The following is a 17,148-nucleotide window of genomic DNA, read 5'->3' as shown; positions in this document are numbered from 1 at the left end:
GCGAGGACAGAGATGCAGCGCGAGCGGGCACGGACAGGGACAGAAGGGGCGTCAGAGCGATGAAGGGCACTGTTGGTGAGCTCGGCGAGTTCGGGCTCATCAGGGAGCTCACCTCCCGCCTCACCACCACCCCGGCGGTCCGGGTCGGTCCCGGCGACGACGCCGCGGTCGTCGCCGCGCCCGACCGCAGGGTCGTGGCCAGCACCGACATCCTGCTGGAGGGCCGGCACTTCCGCCGCGACTGGTCCACGGCCTACGACGTGGGACGCAAGGCGGCCGCGCAGAACCTCGCGGACATCGCCGCCATGGGCGCCGTACCGACCGCCCTGCTGCTCGGCCTGGTCGTGCCCGCCGAACTCCCCGTGACCTGGCCGACCGAGATGATGGACGGCCTGCGCGACGAGTGCCAGGTCGCCGGCGCCTCCGTGGTCGGCGGCGACGTCGTGCGCGGCGACACGATCATGGTGTCGATCACCGCGCTCGGTGACCTGCGCAACCACGAACCCGTGACCCGTGGGGGCGCCCGGCCCGGCGACCTCGTCGCGGTGACCGGCTGGCTGGGCTGGTCCGCGGCCGGGTTCGCGGTGCTCTCCCGCGGCTTCCGCTCGCCGCGCGCCTTCGTCGAGGCGCACCGGCGCCCCGAGCCGCCGTACCACGCGGGGCCGGCCGCCGCCGGGCTCGGCGCGACCTCGATGTGCGACGTGAGCGACGGTCTCATCGCCGACCTCGGGCACATCGCCGAGGCCAGCAAGGTCCGGATCGACATCCGCTCCGGCGCGATCGACATCCCGTCCCAGATGAACGACATCGGGCAGGCCGTCGGCGTCGACCCCATGCAGTGGGTGCTGACCGGGGGAGAGGACCACGCGATCGTCGCGACCTTCCCGCCGGACGTGAAGCTGCCGGCCCGCTGGAAGGTCATCGGCGAGGTGCTCAACCCCTCGGCGCTGCCCCAGGTCACCGTCGACGGCGCGCCGTGGACGAAGAAGGGCGGCTGGGACCACTTCGGGGACATCGAGTCATGAGCGTCTCCGGTGCACCGCCGAGGGTGCTGACGGTCGCGGGCTCCGACTCCGGCGGCGGCGCGGGCGTCCAGGCCGACCTGAAGACCATGCTCGCGCTCGGGGTGCACGGCATGAGCGTGATCACGGCCGTCACGGCACAGAACTCCCTGGGCGTGCAGGGAGCCTGGGAGCTACCGGTGGCGGCGGTGCGGGCCCAGTACCGCAGTGTCGTGGACGACATCGGCGTCCAGGCGGTCAAGACCGGGATGCTCGCCTCGGCCGAACTCGTCGAAACGGTGGCCGAGTTGATCGGGGCCACGGACGCGCCGGCGGTCGTCGACCCGGTGGGCGTCTCGAAACACGGTGACCCGCTGCTGGCGGCCTCCGCGCTGGACTCCGTACGGACGAAGCTGCTGCCCGTGGCCACCGTCGCGACGCCGAACCTCGACGAGGTGGCGCAACTCACCGGTGTGCGCGTCGCGTCGGAGAGCGACCTGCGGCGGGCGGCGGCGGCCGTGCTGGCGTACGGGCCGCGCTGGGTGTTGATCAAGGGCGGCCACCTGACCGGGGAGGCCGTCGACCTCCTCACCGACGGCTCGGCGGAGCACTGGCTGCGGGCGCCGAGGTACGACAACCGGCACACCCACGGCACCGGCTGCACCCTGGCCTCGGCGATCGCGTCGCAGCTCGCCAGGGGCCAGAGCGTGCCGGAGGCGGTCACAGCCGCCAAGGAGTACGTCACCGGGGCGATCGCGGCCGGGTTCGCACTCGGCGGCGGGATCGGGCCGGTGGATCACGGGTGGGCCCTCGACAGGGGAACTCCCGCGGTCTGAGGTCCGGGACCGCGTGCTACGGCGCCGTCCTCCGGCGGCTCACCCGGTGCGGGCATGGCAAAAAGCCGGTCCACACAAGGTGGACCGGCTCTGTGCGGCGAACCAGCAGTGGCCGCGCGTGATGGAGGTCCCCCCAACTCGACCCGGGTCGAGAGCGGGGGGATATGCGTCAGCGCGAGACCTTGCCGGCCTTGATGCACGAGGTGCAAGCGTTCACGCGCTTCGGCGTCCCGCCCACCACGGTACGCACACGCTGGATGTTCGGGTTCCAGCGACGGGACGTACGGCGGTGCGAGTGCGAGATGTTGTTGCCGAAGCCCGGCCCCTTGCCGCAGACGTCGCAGTTGGCAGCCACCGGTCACTCCAAAGACTTCAGATGCACTTACGGTTGATTCCGGCATGCCGAAATCGGATCGAGGATCTGAGTGGCGGTGCCGGGGGAGAGCCCGATCTGCATCGGGCAACCGGAGCAGCATACAACGACTGCGCCAGTACAACGAAACTACCATGGCTGCTCAGCGGGCGGCTCCACGCCCTCTTCCGGTGGGCACCGACCCGGGGTCTACGCTGCCTCCCACGTCCAGCAGCTCAAGGAGGCGCAGGTGGCGCAGGTGCCGCAGACATTCTTCGATGCTCTCGCGGTGCGCACCTGGTGCGGTCTCGCGCTCGAGGCGCTCGGGCGGGCCCGCGAGGAGATCGACGCGATCAACGTCTACCCCGTGGCGGACGGGGACACCGGCACCAACCTGTATCTGACCGTCGAGTCCGCCGTCACCGCCGTCGAGGCGGTGTTCGCGGGGCACGAGATGGGCTCCGGGAGCGCGGCGGGCGGGGAACCGTCGCTGTCCGACGCCGTCCGGGCCATGGCCCACGGGGCGCTCATCGGGGCACGCGGCAACTCCGGGACGATCCTCGCGCAGCTGCTGCGCGGCATGGCACAGGTGCTCGGCGCCGACGGTGAGGCGCCGCACACCGACGGGCAGGGCCTGCGGCTCGCCCTGCGGCACGCGGCCGACTCCGCCCGCCAGGCCGTGGCCCACCCCGTCGAGGGCACGGTCCTCACGGTGGCCTCCGCCGCCGCCGACGCGGCCGACGGGGCCGAGGGGGACTGCGGCACGGTCTCCCGCGCGGCCTACGAGGGGGCTCGTGCGGCCCTCGCCGCCACCCCGGGCCAGCTCGCGGTGCTGCGGCGGGCCGGCGTGGTCGACGCCGGGGGCCGGGGACTGGTGGCGGTCCTGGCGGCGCTGGTGGAGACGCTGACCGGGGAGGCGCCCAGGGCCGTCGCGCGGGGGCACGCGCGCGAGGACGCGGTTTCGGACGAGGCCGGCGACTGCGCCGACATACGGAGCCCGGGCGTGACCGCGGGCGCCCCGACGAAGGCCGGCCCCGCCTTCGAGGTCATCTACCTCCTGGAGGCCGGCGACTCCGCGGTCACACGGCTGCGGGCCCGGCTGGACGCCCTCGGGGACTCCCTCGTCGTCGTCGGCGGCGACGGGCTGTGGAACGTGCACGTCCATGTGGACGACGCGGGCGCCGCCGTGGAGGCGGGCGTCGAGGCCGGGCGGCCGTACCGGATCCGGATCACGCACTTCGGGGCCGGCGACGTGCACACCACCGGTGCCGAGCGGCCGCCCCGGGAGCGGGCCCAGCGGGCCGTGGTGGCCGTCGTGCCCGGCGAGGGGCTGGCCGGGCTGTACGCCGAGGCGGGCGCGACCACGGTGCTCGCCCGGCCGGGGGAGCCGCCCGCGAGCGGTGAGCTGGTCGAGGCCGTACGGCGGGCCCACGCGCGCGAGGTCGTGCTGCTGCCCAACGACGCGGAGCTGCGTCACACCGCTGCGGCGGCGGCCGAGCAGGCCCGCGCGGACGGCATCCGCGTGGCACTGATCCCGACCCGTTCCGCGGTCCAGGGCATCGCGGCGCTCGCCGTGCACGAGCCGGGGCGCCGCTTCGACGAGGACGTGGTGGCGATGACCTCGGCCGCGGGCGCCACCCGCTACGCCGAGGTCGCCGTCGCGGAACGCCAGTCCTGGACCATGGCCGGCATCTGCCAGGCCGGGGACGTGCTCGGACTCATCGACGGCGACGTGGCCGTGATCGGGTCGGACGTCACCGTCACGGCGGAGATCGTCCTCGACCGGATGCTCTCGGCGGGCGGCGAACTGGTCACCCTCGTCCTCGGCGACGAGGCCCCCGAACCCGTCGCCGCCCACCTGGAGACCCGCGTCCGGGAGGCGTACCTCGCCGTCGACACGGTGGTGTACCGGGGCGGCCGACAGGGAGCGGTGCTGCTCATCGGCGTGGAGTAGCGGCGCCGACGGAGTCGGGGCCCGGTGCGGGGGGACCCGTGTGACGGGGAAGATCCCGCGGCGGACGGATCGGGGGCGCTGTGCTCCCGTATGCGACGGGAGTGGGGTGGGCCCCGTCTAGTCCGCCTCCTCCTTCACCGCGTCGAGCAGTTGCCGGGCCTCTGCGCGGCGGGCCTGTGCCGTCTCGTCCTGGTCCTCGTCGGCGGTGGTCGTGTACGCCGTCAGTACCGCACGCGCGCGTGCGGCCGCCTCGGTGGGGCGGCCGAGGTCGGCCGCCAGCCGGCCCGCCGCGAGCTCGGCGCCGGTCCGGCCGTGCCGGGCGTCGTCGCCGAGGGTGGCGAAGACGTCGACCGCCTCCGCCATCCGGCCGAGGGCCTCCTCGAGCACGGAGCGGATCGCGTCGTCCTCCGTGTCCCCGGTGTCTTCGGCCTCCTCCGTGACCGAGCGGGTGAGCAGGTCGCCGAACTGCTGCTGGGTGTGGCCGAGTTCGGCGACGATCCGCTGCCGCGCCTCCTCGTCCTCCGCCACGGGCAGCGCCGCCTCGCACTCCCCGACCGCGGCCGCCATCAACTCCCGTGCTCCCTCCGGTCCGTCCTGTGTGCCGAGCGCGAGCCACGCGCGGGCGCGCAGGGCCCGCACCAGCCCGTGGACGTTGCCGAGGGAACGCCACAGGTCGCCCGCGCGCGCGTAGGCCCGGTCCGCCTCGTCCGGCAGCCCCGCGTGTCCCAGGGACTCGGCGGCGAGGTGGGCCAGCGTCGCGTGATCGTGCTGCTCGGGCCAGTTCCGGGCGATCTCGGCGGCGCGCAGCCATCGTTCGGCGGCCTCACGGTGTTCGCCGAGCTCGCTCAGACAGTCGCCGAGCCACCACTGCGTCTGGACGACCGCGCCGTCGCCGTGTGTCTCGGCGGTCAGGTCGGGCAGCGCCGACTCCAGCACCTCCGCGGCCTCGGCCCACCGCCCCTGCCGCAGGAGGAACCCGCCGAGCTGCTGCCGCGCCCAGGCGCCGAGGGTGGGACCCTCGCCGGCCTCGTCGGCCCAGTGCGCCGCCTCCAGGGCGTGTGCGGCGGCCTCCTCCGACAGGCCCCGGCCGCCGATGACCTCGGCCAGCTGCAGGTTCAGTTGTGCCCGGCCGGTCGCCTCCAGGTGCGGGCCGCCGTGCTCCAGGGCCGCGCGCAGGGCCCGTTCCGCTTCCTCGATGTCGCCGAGGTGGTGCGCGAGCCCCGCCAGCCGGGCCTCGTACTCCACCGCGAACCACGGCAGCCCCGCGCCGACGAACGCGTCCGCCGCCCGTGCGAACAACTGCGCGGCCCGCTCCACGTCCCCGGTGCGCGCCGCCAGTTCCGCCAGCATCGCCTGCGCCTCGGCGGCCCGCGAGGCGAGCCGTACGTCGTCCCCGACGTGGCCGTCCACCAGGGCCAGCACCTCCCGCGCGGCCGTCTCGGCATCGGCCAGGACCGCCGGCCCGACGGCTTCCCCGGCCTCGTGCACCCGACGCAGCAGAATCCGCGCCCGTCCCATCAGCACGGCAGCCGTCTGCCGGACGCCCGTGCCGTCCACGGCGTAGAGCGCCAGGACGTTGTCGTACGGTTCGGCGACCGCCGCCAGTGCCTCGTCCACCTCGCCCGCCAGAGCGCGGACGTACGCCGCACGCGCGCGTGCGGCCAGGCTCTCGCCGGGGTCGCCCGCCTCCCCGTAAAGCTCGGCCGCCCGCTCGAACAGCTCGATGCCCTCGGGGCCCCGGCCCATGGCCTCGTGATCGGCGATCTCCGCCCGGTCACGGGCGTCCAGGTCCAGGCCCTCCGCCGCCCTGGCGGCCGCCGCCCACGCCTCGACGGCATGGGGCCGCAACGTGTCGGACAGCCGCCGCGCCTCGGCGATCAGCGCGGCCGGATCCGGCGCGTCCGGCGCGTCCGTCGCGGGAAGGGGTGCCGGTGCCGCCACCGCCGGCGCGACGGACGCCCGCGCCGACCGCACCCCCAGCGGCAGCCGCTCCACCAGCGTCCGCTGCGCCATGCGCGCGCGGGCCCGCTCACTGACGTACGACGTGCCGTTGCGTTCGTCGAAGCGCGCGGCCAGCGCCAGCGCCTCCACGCGCGCGTGGACGGCGAGTTCCCGCGCGGTCCACGCCCGGCCGGCCGGACCGGGCACCTCCCGGTCGGCGTGCCCCAGCGCGGCCAGCCGCTCCATGAGCAGGGCCACCACCGCCATGAACTCCAGCTTGCTGCGCGGATGCCCGTCGTCGGTGAAGTACGCCGGCCGCTCCGCGAGGAGTTCGAGTCCGCGCGCCTCGTTGCCGGTCAGCGCGCAGAACTCGACGTGGTCCGCGTAGGCGCCGCGCATGCTCTCCATGACCCGTACCAGCCGGAAGCCCCGCAGATGGTTGGCGCGCGCCTCGTCCGTCCGGCCCAGCCGCAGCAGGGGCGTCAGGGAGGAGGCGAGGACCGTGTGCGGTTCGTGGGCGCAGGTGTACTCGCCCTCCAGGACCGGCCGCCACAGCTCCAGCGCCTCCGCGTCCCGGCCGCGCTCCGCCTGCCACCAGCCCTGCCCGTGCAGCTCGCACGCGTGGCAGTCGGCCATGGTGTCCCGGTCGGCGGCCAGCCAGGCGTCGTACGCCCGCTCCGCCCGCCCGATGTCACCGACGTGCGCGGCGACGCTGAACTCGGCGCTGCGCACCGCCCGTTCGGAGTGCCCGGCGAGCCGGTAGCGGTGCTCCATCTCGCCGAGCCACTTCTCGACGGAGGCCAGTGGCACGTGCGGCTGGTCCAGCATCCCGGACGACATCCACTTGAACACCCAGTGCAGCGAGTGGACCTCGTACTCGTCGAAGTCCTCGGGCCGCTCGTCCCACATGCGCAGCAGACGCGCGAAGGGGACGAACATCCGGTCCTTCTCGGAGCTGTAGTTGTAGACCTTCAGCTGGTGTCCGAGCGCCTCGATCACCGCGAGCGGGATGGTCAGCTTCTCGGCCTCGGCGAGCAGCAGCTCCGCGCGCGCGTTGCGGGCCGGGCCCTCCGGCTGCTCGGCGTTCTCCGCCATCGCCCGGCGCAGCGCGTCGAAGTCCGTGATCGCGCTCATCGGCGGTCGTCCTCCCGGGGGTCGGGGTCGCTGTGAGTGGCCCATTCCAGGAGGCCGATGAATGCCCGGTTCAGCAGGGCGGAGTCCGCCGGGCGCAGCGGGCGCTGGGCCATCAGCAGCGCCTGCCCGTACAGCGACTCCGTGGCGGTGCCGATCAGCTCCGGGTCGCCCAGCGAACTGATGCGCCGGATTAGCGGGTTGAGGTGGTTGAGCACGAGACGCGCGCGCGGGGCGCTGCCGCGCAGCGAGCCGAGGATGCCCGCCCACAGGTCGTCGGCCTGCTCCTCGGCGTCCGCGCGCGCCTGCTCGTGCCGGGCCGTCCGGTCGTCCAGGTGCAGCGCGGGCACGGAGAGCGGATGAAAGGCGCGGAGCGCTACGTCACAGCCCAGGGGGTCCAGCCTCGCCCGCGCGGCCGCCAGGAAGCCGGCCAGCGCCAGTTCCTCCGCCGGGTCGACCGCGTCCAGGTGGGCGGTCACGGTGTCGGCGTCCAGTTCGGCGACGACCGTGCCCGGCCGCACCGACGGCAGCGCCTCGACCAGGTCACTGTCGTAGGTGTAGCCGCCGTTGACCACGCCGACGCCCTGCGCCGACGCGATCGGCGCGACCTGGCGGTACTCCTCGACCGTCCGCGTGAAGTGCACCACCGGGTGCCGCTGGGCGAACTCCTCCAGGGACAGCCGCCCGTCGGTCGTCTCGAAGGGGAGCCACGGCAGCATGGTGCGCAGCATCTCCCGGTCGTGTCTGGCCAGCGACTTCACGCCCAGGTGGTGCACGTTCAGGAAGGCCGCCAGCCGCTGCGGATCACCCGCCGCGAGGCCCGTCAGCCAGGACCGGATCCGTTCGCCCAGTGCCTCCCGTACGGCGGCCAGCGTCTCGTCCTCGTACAGCGACTCGCGCGAGGCCGTGGGCCGCAGGCTGTCCGTGTCCAGGACGCAGCGCACGAAGAACGCCCAGTCGGGCAGCAGCTGTTCGGCCCGCTCGGTCAGCAGCATCCCCTTGAGGTGGACGCGGTGGCCCGCCCGCTGCGCCGGACTGACCGCCGACGGCAGGACGTACGCCGTCCCGCGGATCCCGGCGAGCGGCACGGCGAGGTCGATCGAGTCCAGCGGGGTGAAGCCGAACAGGTCGTGACAGTGCCGCGCCAGGGCCACCCTGCGGGTGGCGGGGCTGGGATACGCCCGGTCCCACGGCGCCGGCAGGTCGGTGACCGCCTCATCGCCCACCCGCACGTCGTACGGCAGCAGCGACCCGAAGTCCCGAGCCAGCGCGAGGACGCGCGCCTCGGACAGCCACTCCCCGGCCCCGGCCCGCGCCACCAGGTGCACGGTGGTGCCCGGCTCGGGACGGGCCCCGTCCGGCAGCGTCCGCACCGTGTACGAACCGTCGTCGGTCGCCGTCCACTCGACGGGCGGCGCGTCGGGGGTACGGGCGCTGCGGCTGACCACCCGGATCCGCTCGGCCACCACGAAGCAGGCCAGCAGCCCGATGCCGAACTGGCCGAGGAAGTCGGAGCGGACCTCCTGAAGGCCGTCGGCGCGCTTGGAGCTGCGGCCGATGGTGGCCAGCAGGTCGTGCACGTCCGACTCGGTGAGCCCCACGCCGGTGTCCTCGACGCGCAGGGAGCCGCCCGAGCCGCCGGAGCCGCTCTCGACGTACAGCCGTACGCGTGCGGGTGCGTCGGGCTGCTCGGCCCGCCGTGCGGTGATCGCGTCCACCGCGTTCTGCAGGAGCTCGCGCAGATAGACCTTGGGACTGGAGTAGAGGTGATGGGAGAGCAGGTCCACCAGACCGCGCAGGTCGACCTGGAACGAGTGAGGTGACGGGGATGCCTGGGATGCCTGTGAGGTCTGGGAGTCCATCGTCGCAGCGCCGGTGGGGGGAGGGGCGACGGCGCGGGGTCGGGCGGTCCCATGTGAGGTGGTGACCGCGGGGGATGGCCGGAGGCGCGCCATCCTAGAGCCCGAACCAGCCGCCTGACCAGGGGTTTCCCGGGACCTATACGGGATTGTCAGTACCGTGGTGTGCAATGGATCTCGTGCCCGCACTGGAAGAACCACTGAAAAAGGTGCTCGGCCCCGCCACCGCGAAGGTGATGGCCGAGCATCTCGGCCTGCATTCCGTCGGCGACCTCCTGCACCACTACCCGCGCAGATACGAGGAGCGCGGTCAGCTCACCCACCTCGCCGACCTCCCCATGGACGAGCACGTCACGGTGGTCGCCCAGGTCGCCGACGCCCGGCTGCACTCCTTCGCCTCCGCCAAGGCCCCCCGGGGCAAGGGCCAGCGGCTCGAAGTGACCATCACGGACGGCAGTGGCCGGCTCCAACTCGTCTTCTTCGGCAGCGGTGTTCACAAACCCCACAAGGAGCTCCTGCCGGGCACGCGCGCGATGTTCGCGGGCAAGGTCTCCGTCTTCAACCGCCGTCTGCAACTGGCGCATCCGGCCTACGAGTTGCTGCGCGGCGAGGAGGAGGAACCGGTCGAGACCTGGGCCGGCGCCCTCATCCCGATCTACCCCGCCACCGCCAAACTGGAGTCCTGGAAGATCGGCAAGGCGATCCAGACGGTGCTGCCCAGCGCCCAGGAGGCCGTCGACCCCCTCCCCGACTCCCTCCGCGAGGGCCGTGGCCTGGTCTCCCTCCCCGAGGCCCTGCTGAAGATCCACCGCCCGCACACCAAGGCGGACATCGAGGGGGCCCGGGACCGCCTGAAGTGGGACGAGGCCTTCGTCCTCCAGGTCGCCCTGGCCCGCCGCCGTCACGCCGACGCCCAGCTGCCGGCGGTCCCCCGCCGGCCCCGGCCGGACGGCATCCTCACCGCCTTCGACGACCGCCTCCCCTTCACCCTCACCGAGGGCCAGCGGAAGGTCTCCAAGGAGATCTTCGACGACCTCGCCAGGGAACACCCGATGCACCGGCTGCTCCAAGGGGAGGTCGGCAGCGGCAAGACGATGGTGGCGCTCCGCGCCATGCTCACCGTGGTCGACGCCGGCGGGCAGGCCGCCATGCTCGCGCCCACCGAGGTGCTCGCCCAGCAGCACCACCGCTCGATCGTGGAGATGATGGGGGAGCTGGCCGAGGGCGGAATGCTCGGCGGGGCCGACCGGGCGACCAAGGTCGTGCTGCTCACCGGGTCCATGGGGGCCGCCGCCCGGCGACAGGCGCTGCTCGATCTCGTCACCGGGGAGGCCGGTCTCGTGATCGGCACGCACGCCCTGATCGAGGACAAGGTCCAGTTCCACGACCTCGGGCTGGTCGTGGTCGACGAACAGCACCGCTTCGGCGTCGAGCAGCGCGACGCCCTGCGCGGCAAGGGCAAACAGCCGCCCCACCTCCTCGTCATGACGGCCACACCCATCCCGCGCACCGTCGCCATGACCGTCTTCGGCGACCTGGAGACCTCCGTCCTCGACCAGCTCCCGGCCGGACGCTCGCCCATCGCCAGCCATGTCGTCCCGGCCGCCGACAAGCCGCACTTCCTGTCCCGGGCCTGGGAGCGGGTGCGCGAGGAGGTCGAAAACGGTCATCAGGCATACGTCGTCTGCCCCCGGATCGGAGACGACGCGGACGAACCGGGTGACCCGAAGAAGAAGAAGTCCCCCGAGGACGAGGTAGAGAAGCGCCCGCCCCTCGCCGTCCTCGACGTGGCCGACCAGCTCGCCAAGGGGCCCCTCCAGGGCCTGGGGGTGGAAGTGCTGCACGGCAGGATGCACCCCGACGACAAGGACGCGGTGATGCGCCGCTTCGCGGCCGGCGATACCGGTGTGCTGGTCGCCACCACGGTCATCGAGGTCGGTGTCAACGTGCCCAACGCGACCGCCATGGTGATCATGGACGCGGACCGGTTCGGCGTCTCCCAGCTGCACCAGCTGCGCGGCCGCGTGGGCCGTGGCTCGGCCGCGGGGCTGTGCCTCCTGGTCACCGAGATGCCCGAGGCCAGCGCGGCCCGCCAGCGGCTGAACGCCGTCGCCGCCACCCTCGACGGCTTCGAGCTCTCCCGTATCGACCTCGAACAGCGCCGGGAGGGCGACGTCCTCGGACAGGCCCAGTCCGGTACCCGCTCCAGCCTGCGGATGCTCACGGTCATCGACGACGAGGAGATCATCGCCGAGGCCCGAGAGGAGGCGGCCGCCCTCGTCGCCGCCGACCCGGATCTCACCCGCCTCCCCGGTCTGAACACGGCGCTGGCCGCCCTCCTCGACGAGGAGCGGGAGCAGTACCTGGACAAGGGATGAGGACAGCGCCGCGGCAGAGCGCCGGGGCCCGTGTCACCGGGCCTCACGCACCCGCACACACCTACGGCCCGTCCGTCTTCCGCCACCGCCTGCCAGACTGGATCCGTCAGCACCCGCACGAAAAGCGCGCCCCACGAGAAGCACACCCACGAACGAGGACCTGAGATGACCCGCGTGATCGCCGGCGTGGCCGGCGGACGCCGCCTGTCCGTCCCGCCGGGCAACGGCACCCGCCCCACCTCCGACCGCGCACGCGAGGGCCTCTTCTCCACCTGGCAGTCCCTGCTCGGTGGCCCGCTGGACGGCGAGCGGGTTCTGGACCTGTACGCGGGCTCGGGCGCCGTCGGCCTGGAGGCGCTGTCCCGCGGCGCCGGGCACACCCTGCTCGTCGAGGCCGACGCCAGAGCCGTGCGCACCGTCCGGGAGAACGTGAAAAGCCTCGGTCTGCCCGGCGCCGAGGTCAGGGCGGGCAAGGCCCGGCAGATCATCCAGGAGCCGCCGCCACAGCCGTACGACCTCGTTTTCCTCGATCCCCCGTACGCCGTCACGGACGACGATCTTCGGGAGATTCTGCTCACACTCCGCACGGAGGGCTGGCTCGTGGCGGGAGCGCTCGTCACCGTGGAGCGGAGCACCAGAGGCGGCGAATTCCGCTGGCCGGTCGGTTTCGACGCGATCAGGGCCCGTCGCTACGGCGAGGGAACGTTTTGGTACGGTCGCGCCGCCTCTACGTGCGAAGACGCACGATGACCGGACCGGAGAGCGAGGGATCTCAGTTGCGCCGCGCCGTCTGTCCCGGGTCGTTCGACCCGATCACCAACGGACACCTCGACATCATTGGCCGCGCCTCGCGTCTGTACGACGAGGTCTACGTCGCCGTGATGATCAACCAGTCCAAGAAGGGCCTGTTCGAGATCGACGAGCGGATCGACCTGATCCGCCGGGTCACCGCCGAGTACGGCAACGTCGTCGTCGAGTCCTTCCACGGCCTGCTCGTCGACTTCTGCAAGCAGCGTGACATCCCTGCCATCGTCAAGGGCCTGCGCGCGGTCAGCGACTTCGACTACGAGCTGCAGATGGCCCAGATGAACAACGGCCTCTCGGGCGTGGAAACGCTCTTCGTGCCCACCAACCCGACCTACAGCTTCCTGTCGTCCTCGCTGGTCAAGGAGGTCGCCACCTGGGGCGGTGACGTCTCCCATCTGGTGCCCGCCGAGGTCCTGGAGGCCCTCGCCGGACGCCTCGGCGACAAGTGACGAACTGACGGCCCGTCACCCGGTGTCGGGCGGACACCCCGTGGCCTTACAGTCGTCCCGTCCGTCTCCAACACAGCAGTAGAGAGTGGCGAGCACAGGTGGACGTGCAGAAGAAGCTCGACGAGATCGTCACGATGGTCTCCGGCGCCCGGGCCATGCCCATGTCGGCCTCGTGCGTGGTCAACCGCGCCGAACTGCTGTCGATGCTGGAGGAGCTGCGCGAGGCGCTGCCCGGCTCCCTCGCGCAGGCGCAGGAGCTGATCGGCGGCCGCGAGCAGATGGTCGAGCAGGCCCGCCAGGAGGCCGAGCGGATCATCGAGCACGCGCACGCCCAGCGTGGCTCCCTGATCTCCGACACCGAGGTCGCCCGCCGCTCACAGGCCGAGGGCGACCGCATCCTGGCCGAGGCCCGCAAGGAGGCCGAGGACGTCCGCGCGGAGGCCGACGACTACGTCGACTCCAAGCTCGCCAACTTCGAGGTCGTCCTCACCAAGACCCTCGGCTCGGTCGGCCGCGGCCGCGAGAAGCTCCTCGGCACCGGACCGGGCGTCGACGAGCAGGGCTACGAGGACGAGGACGCCCCCGAGCGCAGCCACGACCCCGAGACCCTGCGCCGCAACGCCGACGAGTACGTCGACGTCAAGCTCGGCGCCTTCGAGGCGGTCCTCGCCAAGACCCTGGACGCCGTCGGACGCGGCCGGCAGACCCTGCACGGCCGGATCGCCTCGGACGAGCTCGGCTCCCTCGCCGACGACCCCACGACCGTCCAGCACTCCAGCGACGCCGACTACCTGGCCGACCTCGCCGCCATGACCGACACCCCGGCCGAACAGCCCCGGCAGCAGGACTACACCCAGCAGCCACAGCCCGCGTACGGCTACCAGCAGCAGCCCGATCCCTACGCGGGCGGCTACCCGCAGCAGGACTACGCCCAGCAGACCGACCCGTACGGCTACCAGCAGCAGCCCGACCCGTACGGCTATCAGGGCTACGACGCCCAGCAGGCGCCCGCCGGGTACGACCACAACGCCGTACAGCACCAGCAGCAGGACTACGCTCAGCAGCAGCCGCACGCTCTCGACGAGACCAGCCTCTTCGACACCGGCATGATCAGCGCCGAGCAGCTGCGGGCGTACGAGCAGGGGCGCGGCAACGGCTGAGCCCCCGCCCCGGGCGCCGACGGACACCGGATTGGGCCCTGAGGGAAAGGTCCAGTATCCTGGCTCTTCGGTCGCGTGTACGTCCGCGATCAACGCTGCCCGGGAACACCGAAGGGCGGCGTCCCCGAGCTCAGAAGATCGAAAGCAGGAATGGCCCTGAACGCCCGCCTCGACCATCGCAAGCCTCTCGTGTTCGACACACACGAGCTGGGGCGGCGTCCTGGTGCGCAGCAGCGTCTGACCCGCGAGATCGACGCTCCCAAGGATCTCGGGATCCAGGGAGTCATCGGAGTGCCGGAAGGCGCCACGGTGAAGCTTGACCTCCGGCTCGAGTCGGTCATGGAAGGTGTGCTCGTCACAGGCACCGTCCGTGCACAGGCCGAGGGGGAGTGCGTAAGGTGTCTGGAGCCGCTCGAGCTGGAGCTCGAAGCGGACTTCCAGGAGATGTTCTCGTACCCTGACGCCGACGACCGGGGCCGTGTCAAAGCGGAACCGGCCGACGACGCCGAGGAAGACGAGGACATGCTCTTCCTCGAGGACGGTCTGTTCGACCTCGAGCCCGTGCTGCGTGATGCGGTGGTGCTCGCACTGCCGATGCAGCCGGTGTGCCGGGAAGACTGCCCGGGTCTGTGCTCCGAGTGCGGAGCGCGGCTCGCGGACGACCCGACTCACCACCACGACGCCGTCGACATCCGTTGGGCGGCACTGCAGGGACTCGCCGGTTCACTCGGAGACGGCGAGAAGGACGAGATGAGCGGCGGCGCGCTTCCATCAGCGCACGCCGACGAGAAGCAGGAGAAGTAGCCGTGGCTGTTCCGAAGCGGAAGATGTCGCGCAGCAACACGCGCCACCGCCGGTCGCAGTGGAAGGCTGCGGTCCCCACCCTGGTTGCGTGTGAGCGCTGCCACGAGCCCAAGCTGCAGCACATTGCGTGCCCGTCTTGCGGCACCTATAACAAGCGCCAGGTTCTCGAGGTCTGAGCGGCTGGTGAGAGGTCTGATGTCTGACGCCACGGCGGAAGCCGACGCCAAGAAAAAGGCGGACAACACAGCCTCGTCCCACACGCTTCTGGAAGGGCGGCTCGGCTACAAGCTCGAGTCCGCCCTTCTGGTGCGTGCGCTGACCCACCGCTCGTACGCGTACGAGAACGGCGGTCTGCCCACCAACGAGCGCCTGGAGTTCCTCGGGGACTCCGTGCTCGGCCTCGTGGTGACGGACACGCTGTATCGCACCCACCCCGACCTGCCCGAAGGCCAGCTGGCCAAGTTGCGGGCCGCGGTGGTCAACTCGCGTGCGCTGGCGGAGGTCGGTCGCGGCCTCGAACTCGGCTCCTTCATCCGGCTCGGCCGGGGCGAAGAGGGCACGGGTGGCCGGGACAAGGCGTCCATCCTCGCCGACACCCTGGAAGCGGTGATCGGCGCGGTCTATCTCGACCAGGGCCTGGAAGCGGCGGGCGAACTCGTCCACCGTCTCTTCGACCCCCTGATCGAGAAGTCCTCGAACCTCGGAGCCGGCCTGGACTGGAAGACCAGTCTCCAGGAGCTCACCGCGACCGAAGGACTCGGTGTGCCCGAGTACCTGGTCACGGAGACCGGCCCCGACCACGAGAAGACCTTCACTGCTGCCGCCCGCGTCGGAGGCGTCTCGTACGGCACCGGCACCGGCCGCAGCAAGAAGGAGGCGGAGCAGCAGGCCGCGGAATCCGCGTGGCGGTCCATTCGGGCCGCGGCGGACGAGCGAGCCAAGGCGGCGGCCGAGAAGGCCGCCGAGGAGGACGGCGAAAGCCCGTCGTCCGTCTCCGCCTGACCGAACAGCGCATCCCGAGCGCCCGCCCCCTTCTTGGAGGGCGGGCGCTCGGTTCATCCACCGGTTCGTGACGGGAGCGCCCCATGCCCGAGTTGCCCGAGGTCGAGGTCGTCCGGCGCGGCCTGGAGCGGTGGGTGGCCCACCGGACCGTCATCGAGGCAGAGGTGCTGCACCCGCGCGCGGTACGCCGTCACCTCGCCGGCGCGGACGACTTCACCCACCGGCTCAAGGGCCACCGCATCGGCACCCCCAGCCGACGCGGCAAATACCTGTGGCTGCCCCTGGAGGACACCCACCAGGCCGTTCTCGCCCACCTCGGCATGAGCGGCCAGCTGCTGGTCCAGCCGCAGGAGGCACCCGACGAGAAGCACCTCCGGATCCGGGTGAGGTTCGCGGACGACCTGCACACGGAGCTGCGCTTCGTCGACCAACGCACCTTCGGTGGCCTCTCGTTGCACGACACCTCGCCGGACGGGCTGCCCGACGTCATCGCGCACATCGCCCGCGACCCCCTCGACCCGCTGTTCGACGACGAGGCCTTTCACCAGGCCCTGCGCCGCAAGCGCACGACGATCAAACGGGCTCTGCTGGACCAGTCGTTGATCAGCGGCGTCGGCAACATCTACGCGGACGAGGCGCTTTGGCGGGCCCGCGTCCACTACGAACGTCCGACCGCGAACTTCACCCGGCCGCGCTCGGCCGAACTCCTCGGCCACGTACGTGACGTGATGAACGCGGCGCTCTCCGTGGGCGGCACCAGCTTCGACAGCCTGTACGTCAACGTCAACGGCGAGTCCGGCTACTTCGACCGGTCGCTCGACGCGTACGGGCGGGAGGGCCTGCCGTGCCGGCGCTGTGCCACGCCGATGCGCCGGCGTCCCTGGATGAACCGGTCCAGCTATTTCTGCCCGCGCTGCCAGCGGGCACCGCGCATCACGCAGGCCTAGCGCCCTGCGGTGCCCGGCGTCACGCGGGCTTGGAAGGTCCGTCCTGGCGCGTCTCGTCGTAGCGTCGGCGTGCTTCGAGTACGTCGTCCATGCGCCCCTCCACGAACTCGATGAGGGTGATCAGGCGCTCGGCGACCGCGCGGCCCAGTACGGTCAGCTCGTAGTCCACCCGGGGCGGATTCGTGGGCTGGGCGTCGCGGCGTACCAGGCCGTCCCGCTCCAGCGCGTGCAGCGTCTGGGACAGCATCTTCTCGCTCACCCCGTCGACGCGACGGCGCAACTCGTTGAAGCGGAGCGAGCCCTCGTGCAGGGCGCCGAGCGTGAGTGCGCCCCAGCGGCCCGTGACGTGTTCGAGCGTGCCGCGCGAAGGACAGGCCCTGGCGAACACGTCGTAGGGCAGGTCCCGCACCTCCGTGGCCTCCTGCGTGATGTTCATGCGTCAAGCGTACTCGAACGCAGCGCTAACCAACAGGTTGCACTAACTAGAAGTTAGTGCTTACCTTTCCATACCGCTGGTGAGCTGCTGC

The 17,148-nt window shown here is 72.1% G+C and carries 15 protein-coding genes; 11 read left to right on the top strand and 4 right to left on the bottom strand.

The features are described from left to right. Window positions 1-59: 59 nt before the first annotated feature. Together OG985_RS15665 and thiD are read left to right on the top strand one after the other, a co-directional pair. Window positions 60-1,025, top strand: a complete 966-nt coding sequence (locus OG985_RS15665) for a thiamine-phosphate kinase (protein ID WP_371668947.1) — start codon at window positions 60-62, stop codon at window positions 1,023-1,025. Continuing rightward, window positions 1,022-1,837: a bifunctional hydroxymethylpyrimidine kinase/phosphomethylpyrimidine kinase gene (gene thiD, locus OG985_RS15660; protein WP_371668946.1), complete on the top strand. Its 816-nt coding sequence runs from the start codon at window positions 1,022-1,024 to the stop codon at window positions 1,835-1,837. Before OG985_RS15665 ends, thiD begins: the two co-directional genes overlap by 4 nt. Before the next feature lie 169 nt (window positions 1,838-2,006). Here thiD and rpmB read toward each other — a convergent pair whose 3' ends face one another. After that, window positions 2,007-2,192, bottom strand: a complete 186-nt coding sequence (rpmB, locus tag OG985_RS15655; RefSeq protein ID WP_003993230.1) for a 50S ribosomal protein L28 — start codon at window positions 2,190-2,192, stop codon at window positions 2,007-2,009. Between the two features lie 247 nt (window positions 2,193-2,439). On the opposite strand from rpmB, the gene OG985_RS15650 reads away from it, so the two are divergent. Beyond that, a complete protein-coding gene (locus OG985_RS15650; RefSeq protein WP_371668945.1) occupies window positions 2,440-4,143 on the top strand; it encodes a DAK2 domain-containing protein in 1,704 nt (567 codons plus the stop codon). A 117-nt stretch (window positions 4,144-4,260) separates the two neighbouring features. On the opposite strand, the gene OG985_RS15645 is transcribed toward OG985_RS15650, so the two are convergent. Both OG985_RS15645 and OG985_RS15640 read right to left on the bottom strand, forming a co-directional pair. Further along, window positions 4,261-7,218 carry a tetratricopeptide repeat protein gene (locus OG985_RS15645; protein WP_371668944.1) on the bottom strand — a complete coding sequence of 986 codons (2,958 nt, stop codon included), beginning with the start codon at window positions 7,216-7,218 and terminating at the stop codon, window positions 4,261-4,263. Further along, the gene (locus tag OG985_RS15640) at window positions 7,215-9,077 is read right to left on the bottom strand and encodes an HSP90 family protein (RefSeq protein WP_371668943.1); all 1,863 of its coding nucleotides are present in this window, start codon (window positions 9,075-9,077) and stop codon (window positions 7,215-7,217) included. The genes OG985_RS15645 and OG985_RS15640 overlap by 4 nt, the downstream gene beginning before the upstream one ends. Window positions 9,078-9,244: 167 nt before the next feature. On the opposite strand from OG985_RS15640, the gene recG reads away from it, so the two are divergent. From recG to mutM, 8 genes are all read left to right on the top strand, one after another. Beyond that, a complete protein-coding gene (gene recG / locus OG985_RS15635; RefSeq protein ID WP_371668942.1) occupies window positions 9,245-11,452 on the top strand; it encodes an ATP-dependent DNA helicase RecG in 2,208 nt (735 codons plus the stop codon). A gap of 165 nt (window positions 11,453-11,617) precedes the next feature. Then, a complete protein-coding gene (gene rsmD / locus OG985_RS15630) occupies window positions 11,618-12,202 on the top strand; it encodes a 16S rRNA (guanine(966)-N(2))-methyltransferase RsmD (RefSeq protein WP_371668941.1) in 585 nt (194 codons plus the stop codon). Window positions 12,203-12,228: 26 nt separating this feature from the next. Continuing rightward, window positions 12,229-12,708, top strand: a complete 480-nt coding sequence (gene coaD / locus OG985_RS15625) for a pantetheine-phosphate adenylyltransferase (RefSeq protein ID WP_371674383.1) — start codon at window positions 12,229-12,231, stop codon at window positions 12,706-12,708. 98 nt (window positions 12,709-12,806) lie between these two features. Then, window positions 12,807-13,868 carry a cell division initiation protein gene (locus tag OG985_RS15620; RefSeq protein ID WP_371668940.1) on the top strand — a complete coding sequence of 354 codons (1,062 nt, stop codon included), beginning with the start codon at window positions 12,807-12,809 and terminating at the stop codon, window positions 13,866-13,868. A gap of 150 nt (window positions 13,869-14,018) precedes the next feature. After that, entirely contained in the window at window positions 14,019-14,672 is a 654-nt protein-coding gene (locus OG985_RS15615) for a DUF177 domain-containing protein (protein ID WP_371668939.1), read from the top strand. Window positions 14,673-14,674: 2 nt separating this feature from the next. Then, window positions 14,675-14,848, top strand: a complete 174-nt coding sequence (rpmF, locus tag OG985_RS15610) for a 50S ribosomal protein L32 (RefSeq protein WP_007493396.1) — start codon at window positions 14,675-14,677, stop codon at window positions 14,846-14,848. 19 nt (window positions 14,849-14,867) lie between these two features. After that, window positions 14,868-15,674, top strand: coding sequence for a ribonuclease III (gene rnc / locus OG985_RS15605; protein WP_371668938.1), 807 nt, complete (start codon window positions 14,868-14,870; stop codon window positions 15,672-15,674). Window positions 15,675-15,757: 83 nt separating this feature from the next. Beyond that, complete coding sequence (gene mutM, locus OG985_RS15600; RefSeq protein ID WP_371668937.1) at window positions 15,758-16,621, top strand: bifunctional DNA-formamidopyrimidine glycosylase/DNA-(apurinic or apyrimidinic site) lyase; 864 nt, start codon at window positions 15,758-15,760, stop codon at window positions 16,619-16,621. A gap of 19 nt (window positions 16,622-16,640) precedes the next feature. On the opposite strand, the gene OG985_RS15595 is transcribed toward mutM, so the two are convergent. Then, complete coding sequence (locus OG985_RS15595; protein ID WP_371668936.1) at window positions 16,641-17,057, bottom strand: winged helix-turn-helix transcriptional regulator; 417 nt, start codon at window positions 17,055-17,057, stop codon at window positions 16,641-16,643. Window positions 17,058-17,148 lie beyond the last annotated feature (91 nt).

The organism is Streptomyces sp. NBC_00289, from assembly GCF_041435115.1.
GTDB lineage: Bacteria > Actinomycetota > Actinomycetes > Streptomycetales > Streptomycetaceae > Streptomyces.
The sequence above is the reverse complement of the archived record's forward strand: the minus strand, read 5'-3'. Positions and strand labels throughout refer to the sequence as shown.